Source organism: Pseudomonas sp. GW821-FHT12A04 (assembly GCF_058807755.1).
Window position 1 is genome coordinate 25020 of record NZ_JBXAQZ010000014.1, and the last position, 20116, is coordinate 45135.

21 protein-coding genes, 1 tRNA gene and 1 pseudogene are annotated in these 20116 nt (G+C 60.3%); 10 read left to right on the forward strand and 13 right to left on the reverse strand.

The window, feature by feature from the left end; translation table 11 throughout:
• Positions 1-7 precede the first annotated feature (7 nt).
• Complete coding sequence (gene ung / locus AC1RS8_RS21500) at positions 8-700, reverse strand: uracil-DNA glycosylase (RefSeq protein ID WP_010462292.1); 693 nt, start codon at positions 698-700, stop codon at positions 8-10.
• Between the two features lie 132 nt (positions 701-832).
• On the opposite strand from ung, the gene dspII reads away from it, so the two are divergent.
• A complete protein-coding gene (gene dspII, locus AC1RS8_RS21505; RefSeq protein ID WP_218495105.1) occupies positions 833-1945 on the forward strand; it encodes an enoyl-CoA hydratase/isomerase DspII in 1113 nt (370 codons plus the stop codon).
• Between the two features lie 144 nt (positions 1946-2089).
• Here dspII and AC1RS8_RS21510 read toward each other — a convergent pair whose 3' ends face one another.
• On the reverse strand, positions 2090-2542 hold the full coding sequence (locus AC1RS8_RS21510) for a hypothetical protein (protein WP_079246795.1): 453 nt from the start codon (positions 2540-2542) through the stop codon (positions 2090-2092).
• Positions 2543-2709: 167 nt separating this feature from the next.
• On the reverse strand, positions 2710-2964 hold the full coding sequence (locus AC1RS8_RS21515; protein WP_079246796.1) for a hypothetical protein: 255 nt from the start codon (positions 2962-2964) through the stop codon (positions 2710-2712).
• A 287-nt stretch (positions 2965-3251) separates the two neighbouring features.
• On the opposite strand from AC1RS8_RS21515, the gene AC1RS8_RS21520 reads away from it, so the two are divergent.
• The 7 genes and pseudogenes from AC1RS8_RS21520 to AC1RS8_RS21550 all read left to right on the forward strand — a co-directional run.
• Positions 3252-4745, forward strand: a complete 1494-nt coding sequence (locus AC1RS8_RS21520) for a sensor domain-containing diguanylate cyclase (RefSeq protein WP_489339933.1) — start codon at positions 3252-3254, stop codon at positions 4743-4745.
• The gene (locus tag AC1RS8_RS21525; protein ID WP_008050697.1) at positions 4732-4950 is read left to right on the forward strand and encodes a cysteine-rich CWC family protein; all 219 of its coding nucleotides are present in this window, start codon (positions 4732-4734) and stop codon (positions 4948-4950) included. The genes AC1RS8_RS21520 and AC1RS8_RS21525 overlap by 14 nt, the downstream gene beginning before the upstream one ends.
• 34 nt (positions 4951-4984) lie before the next feature.
• Complete coding sequence (locus AC1RS8_RS21530) at positions 4985-5677, forward strand: pseudouridine synthase (RefSeq protein ID WP_489339932.1); 693 nt, start codon at positions 4985-4987, stop codon at positions 5675-5677.
• Between the two features lie 313 nt (positions 5678-5990).
• Positions 5991-6875, forward strand: coding sequence for an alpha/beta fold hydrolase (locus AC1RS8_RS21535; protein WP_090453634.1), 885 nt, complete (start codon positions 5991-5993; stop codon positions 6873-6875).
• 182 nt (positions 6876-7057) lie between these two features.
• Positions 7058-7131: transfer RNA gene (locus tag AC1RS8_RS21540), tRNA-Gly, on the forward strand.
• A 474-nt stretch (positions 7132-7605) separates the two neighbouring features.
• Positions 7606-7875 (forward strand): hypothetical protein, encoded by a 270-nt coding sequence (locus tag AC1RS8_RS21545; RefSeq protein ID WP_057716042.1) that lies wholly within the window; start codon positions 7606-7608, stop codon positions 7873-7875.
• A 77-nt stretch (positions 7876-7952) separates the two neighbouring features.
• A pseudogene (locus AC1RS8_RS21550) lies at positions 7953-8207 on the forward strand (type II toxin-antitoxin system HicB family antitoxin); the annotation flags it as partial.
• A gap of 370 nt (positions 8208-8577) precedes the next feature.
• Here the strand turns inward: AC1RS8_RS21550 and tam are convergent.
• From tam to AC1RS8_RS21580, 6 genes are all read right to left on the reverse strand, one after another.
• Positions 8578-9348 carry a trans-aconitate 2-methyltransferase gene (tam, locus tag AC1RS8_RS21555; protein ID WP_090453628.1) on the reverse strand — a complete coding sequence of 257 codons (771 nt, stop codon included), beginning with the start codon at positions 9346-9348 and terminating at the stop codon, positions 8578-8580.
• Positions 9349-9561: 213 nt separating this feature from the next.
• Positions 9562-10065, reverse strand: a complete 504-nt coding sequence (locus AC1RS8_RS21560) for a DUF4142 domain-containing protein (RefSeq protein ID WP_489339931.1) — start codon at positions 10063-10065, stop codon at positions 9562-9564.
• Positions 10066-10137: 72 nt separating this feature from the next.
• Positions 10138-10296: a KGG domain-containing protein gene (locus tag AC1RS8_RS21565; protein WP_007976786.1), complete on the reverse strand. Its 159-nt coding sequence runs from the start codon at positions 10294-10296 to the stop codon at positions 10138-10140.
• Positions 10297-10414: 118 nt separating this feature from the next.
• Positions 10415-11761, reverse strand: coding sequence for a sensor domain-containing protein (locus tag AC1RS8_RS21570; protein WP_489339930.1), 1347 nt, complete (start codon positions 11759-11761; stop codon positions 10415-10417).
• Between the two features lie 79 nt (positions 11762-11840).
• The gene (locus AC1RS8_RS21575) at positions 11841-12479 is read right to left on the reverse strand and encodes a LysE family translocator (RefSeq protein ID WP_340316609.1); all 639 of its coding nucleotides are present in this window, start codon (positions 12477-12479) and stop codon (positions 11841-11843) included.
• Between the two features lie 87 nt (positions 12480-12566).
• On the reverse strand, positions 12567-13475 hold the full coding sequence (locus tag AC1RS8_RS21580; RefSeq protein WP_489339929.1) for a LysR family transcriptional regulator: 909 nt from the start codon (positions 13473-13475) through the stop codon (positions 12567-12569).
• A gap of 77 nt (positions 13476-13552) precedes the next feature.
• Here AC1RS8_RS21580 and AC1RS8_RS21585 point away from each other — a divergent pair, with 77 nt between their 5' ends.
• Positions 13553-14041 (forward strand): DMT family transporter, encoded by a 489-nt coding sequence (locus tag AC1RS8_RS21585; RefSeq protein WP_150814264.1) that lies wholly within the window; start codon positions 13553-13555, stop codon positions 14039-14041.
• 118 nt (positions 14042-14159) lie between these two features.
• Here the strand turns inward: AC1RS8_RS21585 and AC1RS8_RS21590 are convergent, their stop codons facing one another.
• The 4 genes from AC1RS8_RS21590 to AC1RS8_RS21605 form a co-directional block, all read right to left on the reverse strand.
• On the reverse strand, positions 14160-15491 hold the full coding sequence (locus AC1RS8_RS21590) for an MFS transporter (RefSeq protein ID WP_349733361.1): 1332 nt from the start codon (positions 15489-15491) through the stop codon (positions 14160-14162).
• Positions 15492-15665: 174 nt separating this feature from the next.
• Complete coding sequence (locus AC1RS8_RS21595; RefSeq protein WP_489339928.1) at positions 15666-16592, reverse strand: hydroxymethylglutaryl-CoA lyase; 927 nt, start codon at positions 16590-16592, stop codon at positions 15666-15668.
• Positions 16589-17782 carry a CaiB/BaiF CoA transferase family protein gene (locus AC1RS8_RS21600; protein WP_154861774.1) on the reverse strand — a complete coding sequence of 398 codons (1194 nt, stop codon included), beginning with the start codon at positions 17780-17782 and terminating at the stop codon, positions 16589-16591. The genes AC1RS8_RS21595 and AC1RS8_RS21600 overlap by 4 nt, the downstream gene beginning before the upstream one ends.
• A 236-nt stretch (positions 17783-18018) precedes the next feature.
• A complete protein-coding gene (locus tag AC1RS8_RS21605; RefSeq protein ID WP_489339927.1) occupies positions 18019-18927 on the reverse strand; it encodes a LysR family transcriptional regulator in 909 nt (302 codons plus the stop codon).
• A 131-nt stretch (positions 18928-19058) separates the two neighbouring features.
• Here AC1RS8_RS21605 and AC1RS8_RS21610 point away from each other — a divergent pair, with 131 nt between their 5' ends.
• Positions 19059-20078 (forward strand): DUF4917 family protein, encoded by a 1020-nt coding sequence (locus tag AC1RS8_RS21610; protein ID WP_407514084.1) that lies wholly within the window; start codon positions 19059-19061, stop codon positions 20076-20078.
• The last annotated feature ends 38 nt before the right edge of the window (positions 20079-20116 follow it).

Genomic DNA, 20116 nt, shown 5'->3' on the forward strand with positions numbered 1-20116 from the left:
CAGCCCATCAAACCGGCGGCAACCGCCACTCGATCGGCGTCTCGCCATTCTGTTCCAGAAATTTATTGGTCCGGCTGAAGTGCCCGCAACCGAGAAAGCCGCGATAGGCCGACAGCGGTGACGGATGCACCGAGGTCAACACCAGATGCTTGGTCGCATCGATCAGCTTCTGCTTGCTCTGGGCATGGGCGCCCCACAGCATGAAGACCAGGTGCGGTTGCTGTTGGCTGACCACTTCAATGATTCGATCCGTGAAAAACTGCCAGCCCTTGTCCTTGTGCGCATTGGCGTTGGCACGCTCGACGGTCATGGTGGTGTTGAGCATCAGCACGCCCTGATCGGCCCAGCTTTGCAAGTAGCCATGGTTGGGAATGTCGATGTTCAGGTCGCGTTTGAGCTCTTTGTAAATGTTCACCAGCGACGGCGGCGCCGGCACGCCCGGTTGCACCGAGAAGCACAAGCCATGGGCCTGGCCCGGGCCGTGATAAGGGTCCTGCCCGAGGATCACTACCTTGACCTTGTCCAGCGGCGTGGAATTGAGCGCGTTGAAAATCATCGGCCCCGGCGGATAGATCTCCTTACCGGCCGCCCGCTCCTGTTGCAGGAAGTTTCGCAACTCTGCCATGTAGGGCTGGTCGAATTCGGCACGCAGTGCCTCCTTCCAGCCCGGTTCGAGTTTGATACGGTCGTCAGCAGTCATGGTTACATCCGGCAAAAACAATGGGGCGAACCCTAGGAAAGCGCATCACGCTTGTCAATTGATCTGATGCAGATCCGGCACTTTCCCACACAGCGATCATACTTAACCCTCAAATTCCCGATCGAGGTCACGATGAATCTGCACTTCGAAGAACTCACCGGCACCGACGGCGCGCGCATCGGCATCGCCAGCCTGGATGCCGAAAAGTCCCTGAACGCCCTGTCCCTGCCGATGATCAACGCCCTGCGCGACCGAATGGGGGCCTGGGCCAAGGACCCGCAGATCGTCTGCGTTCTGTTGCGCGGCAATGGTGCCAAGGCCTTTTGCGCCGGCGGCGAAGTGCGCAGCCTGGTGGAAGCCTGTCGCGTCCATCCGGGCGAAGTACCGCCACTGGCCGCGCAGTTCTTTGCGGCGGAATATCGCCTGGACTTCAAACTTCATACCTACCCGAAACCGCTGATCTGCTGGGGCCACGGCTATGTGCTCGGCGGTGGCATGGGACTGTTGCAAGGGGCAGGCATTCGCATCGTCACGCCGAGCAGCCGCTTGGCCATGCCGGAGATCAGCATCGGCCTGTACCCGGACGTTGGCGCCAGTTGGTTTCTGTCGCGCCTGCCCGGCAAGCTCGGGTTGTTCCTGGGCCTGACCGGTGCGCACATGAACGGCCGCGATGCCATTGACCTGGACCTGGCCGATCGTTTCCTGCTCGATGAGCAGCAGCCGGAATTGATCGAAGGCCTGTTGCAATTGAACTGGCAGGAACAGACACCCATGCAGCTCAACAGCCTGCTCAAGGCCTTGCAGCAGGAAGCCGCGGCGCAGATGCCCGAAGCCCAGTGGCTGCCGCGCCGCCAGCAGATCGACGAACTGCTGGATGTCAGCGACGTGCGTTGCGCCTGGAAGGCCATCAGCGCCTTGCGCGATCACACCGACCTGTTGCTGAGCCGCGCAGCCAGGACCCTGAGCGAAGGCGCTCCGCTGACCGCTCGTCTGGTGTGGGAGCAGATCATTCGAGCCCGACACCTGTCATTGGCCGAAGTCTTCCAGATGGAATACACCCTGAGCCTCAACTGCTGTCGGCATCCGGAATTCAGCGAAGGCGTACGTGCCCGGCTGATCGACAAGGATCAGAAGCCGCACTGGCACTGGCCGGACATCAACAACGTGCCGGACGCGGTGGTAGAGGCGCATTTTCACAAGGCTTGGGAAGGTCGGCATCCGCTGGCGGATTTGTCCGAATACTGAAAACTGCACACAACACTGTGGGAGCGGCGGTGCGACGATTCGACTTGCTCGCGAAAGCGTCATCTCAGCAACATTGATGTTGACTGACACTCCGCCTTCGCGAGCAAGCTCGCTCCCACATTCAGAGTTGTGTTTTGTACAAAGCTATCGGTGGCCGCCCCGCCCGCTGCGATAGCCTCGACCGTTTCCGCGATAGTCGTTGTTCCAGTTCCCGCGGTTACGGCCGTCCCAGCCATGGTTCTGATGCGTGCGGTAGTCGCCACGCGACGGCTGATAGTAACGAGGGGCCGACTGGTAATGGCGCGATGGTTGATACATCCGCGGCTGCGAGTAATAGCGCGACGGTTGATAGATCCGTGGCTGTGAGTAATAGCGCGGTGTCGGCTGGTAATACCGCGCTGGCGGCACGTAGTACCGGGGCGGCGGTGTGTAGTAACCGCCACCATTGGAGTAGTAGGAACTCCCCCCGGCGTAATAGGTTGGCGATGGCGAGGTATAGACCTCGGAACTGTAGTAACTGCCTCCTTCATCGTAATAAGGCACGCACCCACCAAGGGACAATCCCAACACAGCTAACAGAAGAATTCGACAGAGCATGGCGGCCTCCTGGACCGCGGATAAGCCACACCAGCGACGCTGGCAGGCGACAGACAAATGTTCGGTGACTGTCGAAAGATCAGACACCGAATTCGGAATCTGGTGCGCCCTCGAAACAAGTGGAAACATCTGGCCGATGAAAGGTTTTTCATTCGTTCGCGCCCTGATTAACGGTGGCCACCTCGATGTCCACCGCCATGATGTCCGTGTCCGCCGCCGTGGCCACGGTAGTAACCATGCCCACCGTAGTAATAGGCGCGATAACCACCGTAATAACGCGGACCGTAGTAACCGTAGTAATAGGGCGAGTAGTAGCCGGGGTAGTAATAAGGTCCCCCGTAGACGTCGGCAGGACCGGCGTAGTAGTAGCAGCCAGACAATCCAAGACCCAGTACTGCACCTAACAATAATCGACGCAACATGGTGGCCTCCGTAAAGACCTGTAACAGCAGTCGGCACGCTCCGACTTACACCTGTTTTGACTGGCATTCCCCTGCCAAGTGCGACTTTGCTCCCACCGTCTGATCAGCGGCGGACAGGTTCCAATGCGGTGCACACGAGCACCATCAAAGTGCCGCCTCATTCACGCTGGCGGCGGGCGTAACCCTTCGTGGAATGTGGGAACGACCATTCGCGGCACACATAGAGCAGTTATTTCCCCGCAGTGCCATTAGAATGCAACCATCGGATGACTGCCAATGGAACTGCCATGCCGCTTCGCTCGCCGCTGTACTCTCAACGTTCGTTGGTGCTCACGCTGGTCGCATTGCTGGGCGCAGGTTTCCTCGCCACCTCCTTCCTCAGTTACTACGCCTCCCGGGCCTCGATCCGCGACAACATCGTCAACACCGAACTGCCGCTGACATCGGATACGGTCTACTCGGAAATCCAGAAAGACCTCGTCAGGCCAATCCTGATTTCCTCGATGATGGCCCGCGACACCTTCATGCGCGACTGGGTGGTCAATGGTGAAAAGGACTCCGACCAGATGACCCGTTACCTCAACGAGGTCATGACCCACTACGGCGCCTACACCGCGTTCTTCGTCTCCAACACCAGCCTGACCTACTACCACGCCAAGGGTGTGCTCAAGCAGGTCAAGACCACCGAGCCCCGCGATGCCTGGTACTTTCGCGTGCGGGACATGAAGGATCCGTACGAGATCAACGTCGACCCGGATCTCGCCAACAAGGACAACCTGACCTTCTTCATCAACTACAAGGTCTACGACTACAACAGCCGATTCATCGGCGCGGCCGGGGTTGGCCTGACCGTCGACGCCGTGATCAAGCTGATCGACAAGTACCAGCAGCGTTATCAACGCAGTGTGTATTTCGTCGACAACTTCGGGCGCCTGGTACTCACCGGCGCCGAAGGGGGGCCGCAGGGCGCGCACATCGGGCAGAAACTCAGTGAACTCGACAGCATGAAAGACCTGGTCAGCCGGCTGCCCAAACCCCACAGCGGCAGCTATGAATACTCCGTGCAGGGCCAGGGGCATTTCCTCAACGTGCGGTTTATCCCGGAGCTGAACTGGTACCTGTTCGTCGACAAACGCGAAGACAGCGCCCTCGGTGAAATCCGCCAGTCGCTGTACCTCAACCTGCTGATCTGCCTGCTGGTCACCTTGATCGTGCTGGCCCTGCTCAACCGGGTGATCAAACGCTATCAGGACAAGATCCAGGCCCAGGCCATCCTCGACAGCCTGACCGAACTGCCCAACCGTCGCGGCTTCGACCTGCTGGCCGCGCAGGCCATGCACGAAGCCCGGCGCGAGCCCAAGCCGCTGACCGCTTTGCTGCTGGACCTGGACCACTTCAAGGCGCTGAACGACACCTACGGCCACCTGGCCGGCGACCAGGTACTGATCGGTTTCGCCCGGGATCTGGAAAGTTGCCTGCGACACTCCGACATCGTCTGCCGCTGGGGCGGTGAAGAGTTCATCGTGCTGCTCAAGGACACCGACGGTAAGACCGGCCTGATGATTGCCGAGAAAATTCGTCAGCACGTGGAACAACAGCGCTACGCCTACAACGACAAGGCCTTGCAACTGACCGTGAGCATTGGCCTCACGACCTTGCAGCCCGATGACACCTTGCACAGCCTGCTGTCACGGGCGGATCATGCGATGTATCGGGCCAAGCAAACTGGCCGTAACCGAACCTGCGTGGAAAAACCTCACTCCAGCTATGAACCAGCCTGACCTCTGCCCGGCCTGCGGTGCACCCAACGACTGCACCCTGGCCGACCCGCGAACCGCCGACCGCGCCTGCTGGTGCTACGGCGTCAGCATCGACCCGGCGGTGCTCCAGGCGCTGCCGGCGGAACTGCGCGACGCCTCGTGCCTGTGCCCGCGCTGCGCTGAAGTCGAGGCGCAGTTGCAAGCAGCGTCCGGGTCGATCAAGTAAGATGCGCGCCCCTGTCCTTACCGATCCTTAAGTCATGCGTGTCGACCGTTTCCTCAGCAACCTGCCGTGCTTCAACCGTAAGCAGGTGCGCTTGTTGCTGGTGGAAAAACGCGTCAGGGTTGACGGAAAAGTCGTCAGCGACCCGCACAGCGAAGTCCGCGAATTCAGCCGCGTCGAAGTCGACAACGAGGTGCTGCAGGCCGGTAAACCCCTGCGCCATTTCATGTTGCACAAGCCCGCCGGATGCGTCAGCGCCACCCGGGATCCGCAGCACCCGACCGTGCTCGATTTGATCCATGAACCGGACAAGGACGAACTGCACATCGCCGGACGCCTGGACTTCAACACCACCGGCCTGATGCTGATCACCAACGACGGCAGCTGGTCGCGGCGCCTGACCCAGCCGCAGACCAAATTGCCCAAGGTCTATTACGTCGAAACCGAGCAGGACATCGGCCCCGAGTACGCGATCAAATTCAACGAAGGGCTGTACTTCGCCTTCGAAGACCTCACCACGCAACCCGCCGGGCTAGAGCTGCTCGGGCCAAAATGCGCACGCCTGAGCATCGTCGAGGGCCGCTATCATCAGGTCAAGCGCATGTTCGGCCACTTCGACAACAAGGTGCTGCGCCTGCATCGCGAACGCATGGGGTCACTGGTGCTCGACGACACCTTGAAACCGGGCGAATATCGCCCGCTGACCGACGAAGAGATCGGATCGATCTAAGCGCGCGACCGCTCAGCAGAAAGTTGTCGAACAATTTACCAACGGCACTTGCGCAATGATGTGACCCCTGCTTGAATCAGGACGTCGGCCGAAATGTGACCGACGAGTCACCCCATACTTCTAAGAAACTTTTTGCCGGTAGGAACCCAAGGGTTCCGGCCTCATCCGGCAGACTGCCCGCCAATAACAATACCCGTCGACCGGACTGCAATGGATCGACATGGGCCTCTCAAATTCCAGGCGTATGCCTACCTGTCACAAAGCTCGTGCAATCTCATTTGCGCGCATACCCGCTTGCCAGGAGTCTTATGACATGAGGCCAGAAATCGCTGTGCTGGATATACAGGGTCAGTATCGGGTTTACACGGAGTTCTATCGCGCAGACGCCGCAGAGAAGACCATTATCTTGGTCAACGGCTCGATGGCTACGACTGCGTCGTTTGCACAAACCGTGAAAAACCTCCATCCGCAGTTCAACGTCGTCTGCTACGACCAGCCCTACGCGGGCCGGTCAAAAGCCCACAACCTGCATGAAAAAATGCTCACCAAGGAAATCGAAGGACAGATCCTGCTGGAGCTGATCGACCACTTCGCTGCCGAGCACGTGCTGTCGTTTTCCTGGGGCGGTGCCGCGACCATGATGGCATTGTCGCAACGGCCACGGCGCATCGAAAAAGCCGTGATCAGCTCGTTCTCCCCGGTGATCAACGCGCACATGCTCGACTACCTCGAGCGCGGCGTCGAACACCTCGGCAACCTGGATCGCGACCGGGTCGGGCACCTGGTGAACGACACCATCGGCAAACACCTGCCGTCGTTGTTCAAGCGCTTCAACTATCGCCACGTCAGCTCCCTGGCCGAACATGAGTACGGGCAGATGCACTTCCACATCAGCGACGTGCTGCACAGCGACCGCCAGTGCTACCTGCACGCGGCGAAGAAAATCGACGTGCCGGTGCTGTTCCTCAACGGCGAATGGGACGAATACACCGCCGCCGACGACGCCCGGTTGTTCGCCGGCCACGTGCAACACAGCACGTTCAGCACCATTCAGGCCACCGGCCACTTTCTCGACATGGAGCACAAAGCCGCCTGCCGAGACAGCCGCAACGCACTGATGGGCTTCCTGAAACCAGCGCAACTCGAAAGCCGACCGCGTTACCACAACGTCCAGGAACACCATGCATTGGCAGGCTGAAGTAGCGTCATCGCGAGCAAGCCCCGCCCTGCTGCGTTAAACGTATTCTGCAGGCGCGAGGCTTGCCCGCGATCGACCGTCATGCGGTCCGGGCTTTTTTTGTCACATCTGCGTTAAACCCGCTCCACGTAAAGAAAAACTTCAAATCCGCAGCCGTATCTGGTACAAAGTCAGCGCTCTGAGCGGGTGTCGTATAATGGCATTACTCCAGCTTCCCAAGCTGATAACGAGGGTTCGATTCCCTTCACCCGCTCCAATCGAATTTTGATCTCACGTCAGGGTGGTTTTGACGGGGGATGCAGAGACAGAAAAAACCGGCCCAAGTGGCCGGTTTTTTGTGCGCGGGATTTGGTGATGCGCCTACCAACGCTAATGTTAAGGCCTCGTTTTTAAAGGCCAAACGGAGATCAACGTTAGAAAAAGCAACGTCCTACACGACACTGGGAAATGTCCGTAGACTTGCGCATTGCTGTGCCTTTGTCATGAGACCTATAGTCCGACCGCGTCCAAATGGCGTATCGGGTTTGGCGACTCGATGACAAAGCATAGGAACCTCCGAGCAATCTCGGAGCGTTTCTGAACGCACTTGGCTACCTGTTTATGGTGGCTGTGCGTGGGAGACCTTTGGGTCTACCGGTTTGCCTTGTCCCGGTTCGCCAACCTGCGTACAGCTACCACCTTTTGTTTGGCGACACTGAGTGGTAGTTCACTTCAATTCAAGGAATCACTCATGAATGAATATATGGCTTTAACCAGCAACGCCGACGACCTCCCCTCTCTCTACGTCAACACCACCCAACCCCTGCACTCCCTGCTCAGCACCGCCAGCTACAGAATTCGCGCCGTGACGCAGCTTCTTGAAAACCTCGCAATGCGCGGCGACCTGACCTCTGACACAGTTGTACTCAGCGACTTCGCATTGCTCTGCTGCGTGCCATTGCGCGATGGTTGCGATGTGCTGGACGTTATCGCTCGACGCATGGATGCAGAACCATCCTGACAGTCCACCCGGCGCCTTTCGGGGGCGCCCTTTGGGGTTCATAACCTCACCCGCTGTGTTCACGGAGGACCATGAACATGTTTTACCCGATTGCGATTTTCATGGACGACGACGAACATGCGTGGGGTGTTGAAGTCCCGGATGTGCCAGGTTGTTTTAGCGCCGGTGAAGATCTGGAAGATGCAATAGCCATGGTTCAACAAGCCATTGAGGGGTATTTCGAGATGCTCGCCGAGAACGGTGCCCCCTTCCCCTCAGCCAGCAGCGTTACCCTGCACACATCTAATCCAAAGTACGCTGGCTGTACGTGGGCACTGGTGGAAATCGACGTGATCGAGTAACTGATTGGAGCCCCTGATATGACTCAAAATAGTGGGTTGGTGTTCAGCGCTGAATGTGACCCTGCCACCTGGACGCTCATATCTTTTGCGTATAGATCACCGCAAGCGAGTAAAGAAGCCGTAGAGCTGCGTTGAGCCCAGCAACAGTTCCCTTATTCTCCCGGCTCATCCTTCGCCTGGAGATCAACATGCACAATTCAGAGTTGGGAATCATGATCATTTCATTGATCGGGTTGTTCGGCTTTGCCTCCTTTGCCTTTGAGTACTTGAGTGCCCGACGCTCAAAAAAGAACAAGCCACAGTGATTTTTCAAAATCGAAAAAAGGGGCAGATGACGCTCATCAACTGTCCCTGTTTTGCTTCAGCGGGTCGCGACGATAAACAGTCGCGGAAATGGTAACAGCACCGAACCATCGGCCATGGCCGGGTACGCCCGCTCGATAGCAGTCTGATATTGCTTCAGATACTGCGCCCGTTCCGCCTCGTCCAACGGATCGAGAAACGGTCGCAAGCCACTGCCCTTGAACCACTCCACCACGCCAGATGCACCGCCTGCGAGCGGATGATGGTAAGTGGTGCGCCACACATCGACGCGGGTGCAACAGGCTTTCAAAATCGAATAGTAGCCACTGGCATCGGCCATTTCGGTCCTTTGCCCGGCGGCACCTGCCAGTTTGCCGACCCATGGGCCATCAGCGGCGACTTCACGCATCAAGCGGTGCGAGTGTTCATTCAGGTTGTCAGGCATCTGGACGGCCAGGCTGCCACCCGGCGCCAGTTTGCTCACCAGCGACGGTAGCAACGTGGCGTGATCAGGCACCCACTGCAATACCGCGTTGGCGAAAATCACATCGAACGGGCCACTGTCATTCCAGGTGTCGATGTCGGCGATGTCGAACTGCACCTGCGGCAAGCGCTTGCGCGCGGCGTCGATCATGTCGCTGGAACTGTCCAGCCCACGCACCGTGGCATCGGCAAAGCGCTCCACCAGCAACTCGGTGGAGTTGCCGGGCCCGCAACCGATATCGATGGCCAAGCGCACGTCCCCGGCGGGGACAGCCGCCAGCAGGTCACGGGCGGGACGGGTGCGCTCATCTTCAAAAGCGACGTACTGTTTGGCGGACCAACTCATTGCGTTCTCCTGTCGGTACGTTGTCCTCGGGACGCTACGATACCGCGGCGAGCACCGCTAAAGGTTTCAGAAAATAACCTTTTCGATCACGTCGAGTGTTTGACCTCAATGGCCTGAACCCAACGCATAATCCCAAGCCGCATCTGGACCAGTGCTGAACAGAAAAACGGCGCGTGACTGAAGCCCCGCGCCGTTTGTGTTGAAACCTTCAGGTCAACGGCTGGCTTGCAACGCCTTGGCCATTTCCAGGTGATTTTGCAATTTAGGCAGGGTTTCTTCGGCGAACGCCTTGATTTGCGGCACGTCGGTGGTCTGCGCCTCTTGTTGCAGCTGTTCGATGGCTTCCTGCGTGGTCTTCACCTGACTGGCGGTATAGGCCTCGTCGTAGGTTGCCCCATCCAGGACTTGTGGCATCAGGGTTTTGGCCTTTTCGACAATCTCTTCCCGGGGGGCGACCGGTATATCCAGTTGTTTGGCGATTTTAGCCAGGTGCTGGTTCGCCGTGGTGCGGTCGTTGATGACGATAATGGTGTAGTCCTTGACCTCTTTGGACTCGGCTTTCTGGTGCGCCAGGCGACTAGCTTCAATATCGGCAATACCTTTTGCCGAGGCCTCGTCGATGAACTCGGCAGTCGACTGGGCAAAGACGCCGCTGGCAAACAGGCCCAGTAACGTGGCAAGACTGGTATTACATAATCGGGTGGCCATCCGGTTCATGGTCGCGCCCTCCTCTTCAAATTCAAACGGGAGCTTTCGCCCCCGCTTCTCAATCAAAACCACCATCATCCATTACTTGGATTTCTGTCCGGGCTTGCGGCCCATGTCGGGTTTCGCAGGCTCTTTGTCGACAGTCGTCGTGGTGGTTTTCCCACCCTTGCGACCGGCTTCAGAGGCCTTCGTTCGATCATTGGCGAAGTTCCCCGAGTTCGAGTTTCTTGAATTAGGCATGATTCTCTTCCTCTTGGTGGTAGTCGCGGCGAGCTGTAGCCCGCATAGAATCTGAATTTGCGCGCCCCAAAAGGTTTAGAAAATTACGTGGATGCCACGACGAACGGTGCGCGGTTTTTCAGACCAGTCGCAGGTGATGCTCGCGTTTGGCGCAGTACATCGCCTCGTCGGCATGCCGGAACAATTGCTTCTCTTCGGTGCCGTGATCGGGGTATCGGGCGACGCCGATGCTGGGCTGGATATTCAGGCTGTGCCCGTCCAGGCGCAGGGGCTGAGCCAGGACCTGACGGACTTTCTCGACCACAAGGTCGGTATCGTCCGCCGCGTGAATGCTGTGCAGCAACACCACGAACTCATCGCCGCCGATGCGGGCCACGGTGTCGATTTCCCGCACGCAGCCCTTGAGCCTGTTGGCCACCGCTTGCAACAGCATGTCGCCGACCGCGTGCCCATGGGTGTCGTTGACTTGCTTGAAGCGGTCAAGGTCGACGTACAGCAGCGCCATGCGCCCGCCGCCCTCCCGGGCCACTTGCAGTGACGCCTTGAGCCGTTCGCGCAGCAGCTCGCGGTTGGGTAACTGGGTCAGTTGGTCGTACTGGGCCATGTGTTGCAGGCGGGCGTGCAATTGCTTGCGCTCGATGGCCGTGGCGACCTGGGCGCAGACGTATTGCAGCAGCTCCTTGTCTTGCTCGGTGTAGCGTTCGCCGCCCGGAATGCTTTTGACGATCAGCGCGCCGATGGTGCCGTTTTGCGAACTCAGCGGCACACCCAGCCAACAGGGTGCGTTCTGTTCGGTCTGCAGCATTTCGAAGCCGGCAAGAGGTGGGCACTGGCCCGGAGTCAACAGGATCGGCTGCCCCGTGCAGATCACCTCGACACACAGGCGCCCGGTCATGGTTCCGGGCTGTTCGGGCTGTGGCTCGTGGTCATCGACGTGATAGGGAAAGTTCAGCTGTGCGCAGTGCTGGTCGTACAGCGCCACGGAAAAACTCAATGCCGGCAGCCATTCGCCGATGATCATGTGGATGCGCTTGAACAACGCCAGCAGATCCTCTGTCGCATGGGCCGCTTCAGAAATCGCATACAACGCTGCCTGCCGGGACTCGGCCTGCTTACGCTCGGTGATGTCACGAGCAACGGCGATGCGCAGTTGATCGTCCTCGGACCAGCGTGCCGACCAGAGGATGTGCACCACACTGCCATCCTTGCGCAGGTAGCGGTTTTCGAAGTTGAGCTTGGGCTCACCGCCCATGATCTCCCGGGCGGCGTCGAGGGTGCGCTGGCGATCGCCCGGGTGCACCATGTCGATCATCGCCTCGCCGATCATCTCATCGGCGCTGTAGCCAAAAATGCGCTCGCATGCCGCGCTGACAAAGACGAAGCGGCCCTGCTTATCCACCGCACAGACGGCGTCCAGCAACAGATCGATATAACTCGCCAGCGGCGCGGAATTCCGGTTTTCCATGGTTCAGCGTGGGTGCCCCGATAATGCAGCGCTCTTCAATCATCCCTGCCCCGTCAGCCTTGCATCCCTGTGATTACATTCAAGCCTTTTCCGGCATCAGCCCCGGCAACGCATGGACCAGCGCATTAATGGCGAAACCGATGAACATTACCCCGCACAACCGGGTGATTGCCAGTTCATGACGCTGGTACAAGGTGCGCACTCGCCGCGCACCGACGATGCCGATGAGAATAGCGTAGGCGAGCAACCCGCCGACGAAACTCAAGGCGATCAGCGCCGGCAGCATTGACCAGTTGAGCAGTTCCGCGCGACTCGACAGCAATGCCGTGAACGTCGCCACCGCCACCGGATAGGCCTTGGGATTGGTCAGGCCAAACAGGATGCCGTGCCAGAACGGCTGCCGCGCCGCACCCTGCGGCGCATCACCGCTGCTACGCCGGGCGCGCACCGCACGCCAGCCGAGCCAGAACAGGTACAGGCCGCTGAGCACACCGAGCACGTCAAACGCCGTACTGCCGATCTCCCGCGCACCGACAATCGCGATCAGCGCCGTGCTGCACCAGACCACATCACCGAGCAAATGCCCGCACAGAAACCCCGCCCCGGCCCGTCGCCCATGGGCCGCGCCAATACCGAATACCGCCAGCACACCCGGGCCCGGGGTGATGCCGTAGATAAAACCCGAGGCAAGCACGGCCATTAGCAACGATGGGGTCATGGGGAGTCCTTTTGAACGGCTTGGTGAATGGTGGCCAGTCTATATCAGGACCTCAACTGCCGACTGCCTGATCGCGACAGAAATCAGTCAACGGTGGGTCCCTTGGACGATCCACTCATTCAACCAGTTCAACGCCTGATCCCCACCCCGCCGTTTATGCCACGCCAACACAAAGGTGAACGACGGAATGTGAAACGGCGGTGGCACGACAACCAATGAAGACTGATCGATATCGCGCAAGCCGCGCGACGCGACGGTGAGGATCAGGTCGGTGCCGCTGATGAGCTGCGGGGCGACGCTCCAGTGCGGCAGGCTGACAGCCACACGCCGGCGTTCGCGCAATGCAGTCAATGCACGCTCGATTTCCGGGGTGCCGCTGCCGCGCATTTCCAGCAGGACGTGAGGCCGAGCCAGGTAAGTGGGCAGGTCGAGGTCACCATCGGCGGGCAGGCTGTTGCGGTCCACCAGGCAGGCATAGTGCTCTTCGAACAGGGGCGTGCTGCGCAACTCATAGGGCATTTCCGGGAATACACCGGCGGCGACATCAATGTCACCGTTGAGCACCCCTTCGAGCATGCTTTCGCGGCTTCCATGGCTGATTTGCAGGTCGATGCCCGGCGCTTCGCGGCGCAACGTACGGATCAGTCCCGGCAGGACAATGGCGGCGCCGTAGTCGGACATCGCCAGACGGAAGGTGCGCTGGGTGGTCGCGGGATCGAAGGCGTTCGGCGCCAGCAGCGCTTGCACCTGGGCCAGGGCTGCGGCCAGCGGTACCACGAGTTCCAGCGCTCGCGGAGTCGGCACAAGACCGGCACCGGCGCGCACCAGCAGCGGATCGCCGAGCAGGTCACGCAAGCGCGCCAGCGCATGGCTGACCGCTGGCTGGCTCAAGTGCAGACGCTCGGCCGCCCGGGTCACGTGTTGCTCGCTGAGCAAGGCGTCGAGGATCACCAGCAAGTTGAGGTCGATACGGCGAAGATTATTCATCTGCTGCATGTTCTGGATAACAAAACGGAATTTAAATCTGCGCGACGAATACCCTAGAGTCCAGCAAAACCTGTTGGAGATCGATCATGAGTACGTTGCATTGGGCCGGTCTGATTGGACTGGCGATGATCGCCGGGGCGGTGGTGCCGTTTCAGAGCGCGATCAACGTCAATCTCGGGCGCGGGTTGGGCCATCCGCTGTGGGCGACACTCGCCTCGTTGCTGGTGAGCGTCGTGGTGCTGTTGCCGATCATCGTTGCGATGCGCTTGCCGTTGCCATCACTGGCATTCATCAGCAAGGCGCCGCTCTGGATGTGGGCCGGTGGTGCTTTTGGGGTGATATTCATTTCCCTGGCATTGGTGCTGCTGCCCAAGCTGGGTGCCGCGGGGTTCATGGCATTGGCGCTGGCGGGGCAAGTGGTGGGGTCGTTGTTGCTGGATCACTTCGGCTGGTTCGGGTTGGTGGAGCGGCAGATCAACCTGCCCAAGCTGGTGGGAGTGATGTTGTTGATGGCCGGGGTGGTGTTGATCCAGTTTTTTGATGCGCCGGCCAAAGGGTTGGTGACGGCGGGTTGATGGGATAACCGACGATGCGAGGGTGTTCTCCTGGCCGCCTTCGCGAGCAAGCCCGCTCCCACAGGGAGGTACGCGGTTCCTGTGGGAGCGGGCTTGCTCGCGAAAGCGGTCTATGGCATCAGGCCTTGTCGAGTGTGCGCAACTTCTGCGGCAATCCCCACAACAACAGCGCCACGGCGATCAGCGCACACACACCAATGACATACAGCGCCGGCGTGGTGCTGCCGGTCAGGTCCTTGATTCGGCCGACCATCACCGGGCTGACGATGCCGCCGAACTGGCCCAGGGTGTTGATCACCGCAATCCCGCCGGCCGCGCCCGCGCCGGCACCGGCCAGCAGTTTCGGCGGCAGGGTCCAGAAGCTCGGGATGGAGGCGATGATCCCGGCACCGAGCAGGCCCAACGCAATAATCAGGAAGGTCGTGTGACTGGCGAAGATCCCCGCACAGAAGAACCCGACCGCACCGACCGCCACCAGACCGGCGACAAACTTGCGTCGCTCGCCAGAAGCATCGGACAGCCGTCCGATCACCACCATGCTGATGGCGCCGCAGATGTACGGGATGGCCGTCAGCAAGCCGATCATCACCGGACTCTCGGTACCTGCGCTGCGGATCAGTTGCGGCGCCCAGAAATTCAAGCCGTAGGACGCCACCTGAATCAGGAAATAGATCAGCCCCAAGGTCAGGAAGCCCGGAATCCGTAGCGCGGCGAGCAGCGAACCACCGCTCTTGTGCGGCTCATGCTGAGCGATACGGCTGGCCAGCAAAGTCTTCTCCGAAGGCGTCAGCCAATGGGCGTCTTCGATGCGGTCCTTGAGCAGGGTCAGCACCAGCAAACCGAGGCCGATACACGGCACGCCACCGAGCAGGAACAGCCAGTGCCAGCCACGCATTTGCAGCACACCGTCAAGGTGTTGCAGCACAAGACCCGAGAACGGCGCGCCCACCAGGCCAGCGAACGCCGACGCCAGGAACAGCATCGAGGTGATGCGCCCGCGATAGTGCTGCGGGAACCACAGGGTCAGGTAATACAGCACGCCCGGAGCGAAACCCGCCTCCATCGCGCCGATCACGAAGCGCAGCACGTAGAACTGCCATTCGCTGTTGACGAACACCATGGCCGCCGTGGCCAGGCCCCAGGACATCATGATCCGGGCGATCCAGCGCCGGGCGCCGACCTTGTACAGCATCATGTTGCTGGGCACTTCGAAAATCACATAACCGACCACGAACAACCCGGCACCCAGGCCGTAAGCGGTGTCGCTCAGGCTCAGGTCGGCCTGCAGCTGAAACTTGGCGAAGCTGATGTTGATGCGGTCGAAAAAGGCGAACAGGTAGCAGACCATGATCAGCGGCATCAGGCGCCAGGCGACTTTGCTGACCAGGGCTTTTTCTTCGTCGTGGCTAACGGCCGGGCTCGCGCCGGCCTCCAGTGCATTAAGGCTCATTGCGTTTCTCCAGGCGGACTTCCCGTGGGTGTCCGATTGTTTTTGTTGTCTGGTTGAGGTGCTTTTTTATTGTGGGAGCGAGCTTGCTCGCGATTGCGTCGGGTCAGCCAACATTGAGGTTGGCTGTGACTCAGTCATCGCGAGCAAGCTCGCTCCCACAGGTGTTCTGCGGTGTCAGGCAGGGATCGGGGGCAGGTCACAATTGCGCCCGGCCTTGGCCAGTTGACCGGGCACTTCGTGGCCGAGCAGAGCCGGCAGTCCCCGGGACAGTTTCAGCAGCAGCGGCAAATCGATGCCGGTGTGAATGCCGACTTCATCGCACAGGTTCACCAGATCCTCGGTGCAGATGTTTCCCGATGCCCCCGGTGCGAACGGGCAGCCGCCGAGGCCACCGAGGGCCGCGTCGAAGCGACGGGCACCGGCCTCGTAAGCGGCCAGCACGTTGCACAGGCCAAGACCGCGAGTGTTGTGAAAATGCAGGGTCAGGTCTGATGGGGAGACCCTTTGCAGCACCCGGCGCACCAGCCGGTCGACCTGACGCGGGTTGGCCATGCCCGTGGTATCGGCCAGGGTGATGCCCTGGATGCCGAGCTCCTGATAGGCGTCGACGATTTGCAGTACCCGGTCCTCATCGATCTTGCCTTCAAACGGGCAGCCGAAGGTGGTGGCGATGCTGGCGTTGAGTCGCACCGGGCTGTCGCCGACGAACTGCACAATCTCGCCGAACGCCGCCAATGAATCCTCACAACGCATGCGCATGTTCGCCAGGTTGTGGGTCTGGCTGGCGGACATCACCAGGTTCAGCTCATCGGCACGGCACGCCAATGCCCGCTGCGCGCCTTTGAGGTTGGGGATCAGCGCGACATAGATCACCCCCGGTTGCCGGCTAATGCCCTTGAACACCAGTTCACCATCGCGCAGCGCAGGAATGGCCTTGGGCGACACGAACGAACCGGCTTCGATGCGGCTGAACCCGGCCAGCGACAGTTGATCGATCAGAGCGATCTTGTCGTGGGTTTCAACCCAGGTCGGCTCGATTTGCAAACCGTCGCGCGGGGACACTTCCTGCACGATCAGGCTGTTGGAATAATCGGTGATCATTGCACCACTCCTTCGACTTTCAGGCGTTCGATGTCTGTTGCAGTCAGGCCCAATTGCGCGAGGATGCCGTCGGTGTGCTGGCCCAGCCCGGGGCCGGACCAGTTCACGCCGCCGGGCGTCTCGGAGAGTTTCGGCACGATGCCTGGCATCTTCACCGTGGCGCCACCGGGCAACTCGGCATTGAGCAGCATGTCCCGCGCCTGATAGTGCGGATCGGCGACGATGTCGGCCACCGAGTAGATGCGTCCGGCCGGGACTTCGGCGGCCTCCAGCGCGGCCAGCACCTCGTCGATGGGCAAACTGCTGGTCCAGTGGGTGATGGCGGCGTCGAGCAGGTTGCTCTTGGCTGCACGCCCGTCGTTGTGGGCGAACTCCGGCGCCTCGGCCAGATCGGCGCGGCCGATGGTTTGCATCAGGCGTTTGTAGATCGGATCGCTGTTGCCGGCGATCACCACGTAGGCGCCGTCGGCCGTCAGGTAGGTGTTGGACGGCGCGATACCCGGCAAGGCACCGCCGCTGCGTTCGCGCACATGGCCAAGCATGTCGTATTCCGGCACCAGGCTTTCCATGACGTTGAACACGCTTTCGGCCAGGGACACATCAACGATTTGCCCGCCGCCCTGCCCGGTCTTGACCCTTAGCAGCGACATCAGCGCACCGATCACCGCATGCAGTGACGCCAGGGAATCGCCAAGGCTCACGCCGACCCGCGCCGGCGGCGAACCAGGCGTGCCGGTGGTGTAGCGAATCCCGCCCATGGCTTCGCCTATGGCACCGAAACCCGGACGATCGCGATACGGGCCGGTCTGGCCGTATCCGGAAATCCGCACCAGCGTCAGGTTGGGGTTGAGCGCGTGCAACACGTCCCAACCGAGGCCGAGTTTTTCCAGGGCGCCGGGGCGCAGGTTCTCGATCAGCACATCGGCGCTGGTCGCCAGTTGCTTGACCAGTTCGATGCCTTCAGGGGATTTGAGGTTCAGCGCCAGGGACTTCTTGTTGCGTGATTGCAGGTACCACCACAACGAGGTGCCTTCGTGCAGCTTGCGCCATTTGCGCAGGGGATCGCCCTGGCCCATGGCTTCGATCTTGATCACTTCGGCGCCGAACTCGGCCAGCATGCGCGCCGCAAACGGCGCGGCGATCAGCGTGCCGATCTCGATCACTTTGATCGCACTCAAAGGGGCAGTCATCGCGGGGTACCTCTTGTTCTTGGAATATGTGCCAAGGCTAGAGGACAGGTAGCTCGGGAATCCAACCTTCAGTTGGCAACGGGCGTTCGCGAAATGCGAACGCTTTGGGAAATTGTCGTGGCCTCAGGTCAGTCATCGCGAGCAAGCTCGCTCCCACAGGGATCCTCAGTGCGGCGCCGACCCAGTGTGGGAGCGAGCTTGCTCGCGATGAGGCCCGCCCATTCAGCCGAGAACTATCAGGCTGTATCCCGCAAATGCTCAAACAACATCCAGCTCACCGGCGACAGCAACGCCTCATCGCGCACCACCAGAATCAACGCCCGATCGGACCATTCGTCCGTCAACGGCACCGCGTGCAAACCCAGCGCCCGGCCAAACAATTCATAGGCGCGCTGCGGAAGGATGCCGATCCCCATGTTGGCCTGGATCATGCGGCACATGGCGTCGAACCCTGGCACATGAATTCGCACCCGCAGCACCTTGCCGGCCTCGCGGGCGGCGGCATGGGTCCGCATGTTGATCGAACTGGCGGCATGCAACCCAACGTAATCACTGTCCAGCGTATCGGCGAACGCCACGCTGGACCGACTCGCCAATGGATGGTGCGGCGGCATCAACACCACCAGTTTGTCCTGGCGATACAGCACGCTGTGCAGGCCCTTGATGTCACTGTCGATGGAACAGATCCCGAGGTCGGCCACCCCGTCGAGCACGCCCTGAATCACCCCGGCGCTGGGGCGTTCTTCGAGGTCGGTCTTGACCTGTGGGTGACGCTCGGAAAAGTCCCGCAGGTCCTCGGGCAAAAACTGAATGATCGCCGACAGGTTGGCGAGCATCCGCACATAGCCGCGCACACCGTGGCTGTGCTCGCCCAGTTCAAGTCCCATTTTCTCGACGTTGAACAACATCTGCCGGGCATGGTGCAGCAGGGTTTCACCGGCCGGCGTCAGGGACATGCCCTTGGCCTGGCGCACGAACAGGCTGATGCCCAACGCCTCCTCCAGCTCCATCAAACGCTTGCTCGCCGCCGAGACGGCAATCGCTTCGCGCACCGCTGCACGGGTCAGCGTGCCCTCTTCGTGCACGGCGACGAACAGTTGCAGGGTGATCAGGTCGAGACGGCGGATCAGGCTTTTTTGCAGCATCGGGTACTCGGCGAAGTCGGCTCAGGCGAAGTCGCAGCATAGCGTTCTTCGCCCACGTCGTGCCGTGGTCCAGGCACCGGTCGTGATAAAGTCGCCGCCCACAGACCTTTTGCCGTGAGACGAAGAACGCAATGACCGATTTCCAGGATGTCGATGCTCAACTTGAAGACTGGAACGCCTTGCGCAGCACCACTTCGTTCAGTGGCTTGCTGGTGGGCAACGGTGCCAGTCGCGCGGTGTGGGACGATTTCGGCTACGAATCGCTGTTCGAAAACGCCCGCACCGTTGAAGAAAAGCCCCTGAGCCCGTCCGAGTTGAGCGTGTTCGATGCGATGCAGACCCGCAGTTTCGAGCAGGTACTGAGCGCCTTGAAAACCACCAGCCGGGTCAACAAGGCCCTGGCTGTCAGCTCCGCCGCTCCGCGCAATCGCTACTACGCGATCAAGGAAGCGCTGATCAACACCGTGCACGCGGTGCATATCCCGTGGCGGCTGGTAGTGCCTTCGACGCTGGCAACCATCAATCAGGAACTGGCCAGCTACCGCACGGTGTTCACCACCAATTACGACCTGCTCAACTACTGGGCGGTGCAACACCAGCCTGAGGCGATCAGCGATCTGTTCCAGGGCGCCGAACCCGGTTTCGACCTGAGCGACACGGCCACCGATAAAACCCGTTTGCTGTACCTGCACGGCGGTCTGCATCTGGTGCGCAACCAGGACGGTACGGCGCGCAAGCTGATGTCGACCGAGGGCACGTTGCTGGGCAATTTCGCCATCAACAACACGATCAAGACCCTCGACGACGTGCCGCTGTTCGTCAATGAAGGCCCGAGTGCGGACAAGCTCAAGACCATTCGCAGTTCGGATTACCTGTCGTTCTGCTACGAGCAATTACTCGGTCACGGCCAGGCGCTGTGCATCTTCGGCCATGCGTTGGGGGAGCAGGACAGCCACATCATCCATGCCTTGCGCCTGGCGAAACCGCAGGTGGTGGCGATCTCGATTTACCCGCGCAGCAAGGCCTTCATCCAGCACCAGAAGCGGCATTACGCGAAGGTGTTTGAGGGGACGGGGGTTGAGTTGCGTTTTTTTGATTCGAAGAGCCATGCGTTGGGTGGCACGAAGCTGGCGGTTCCGGTCGAGGTTTAGCGGCAACTGATCTGACGCATTCGCGAGCAAGCCCGCTC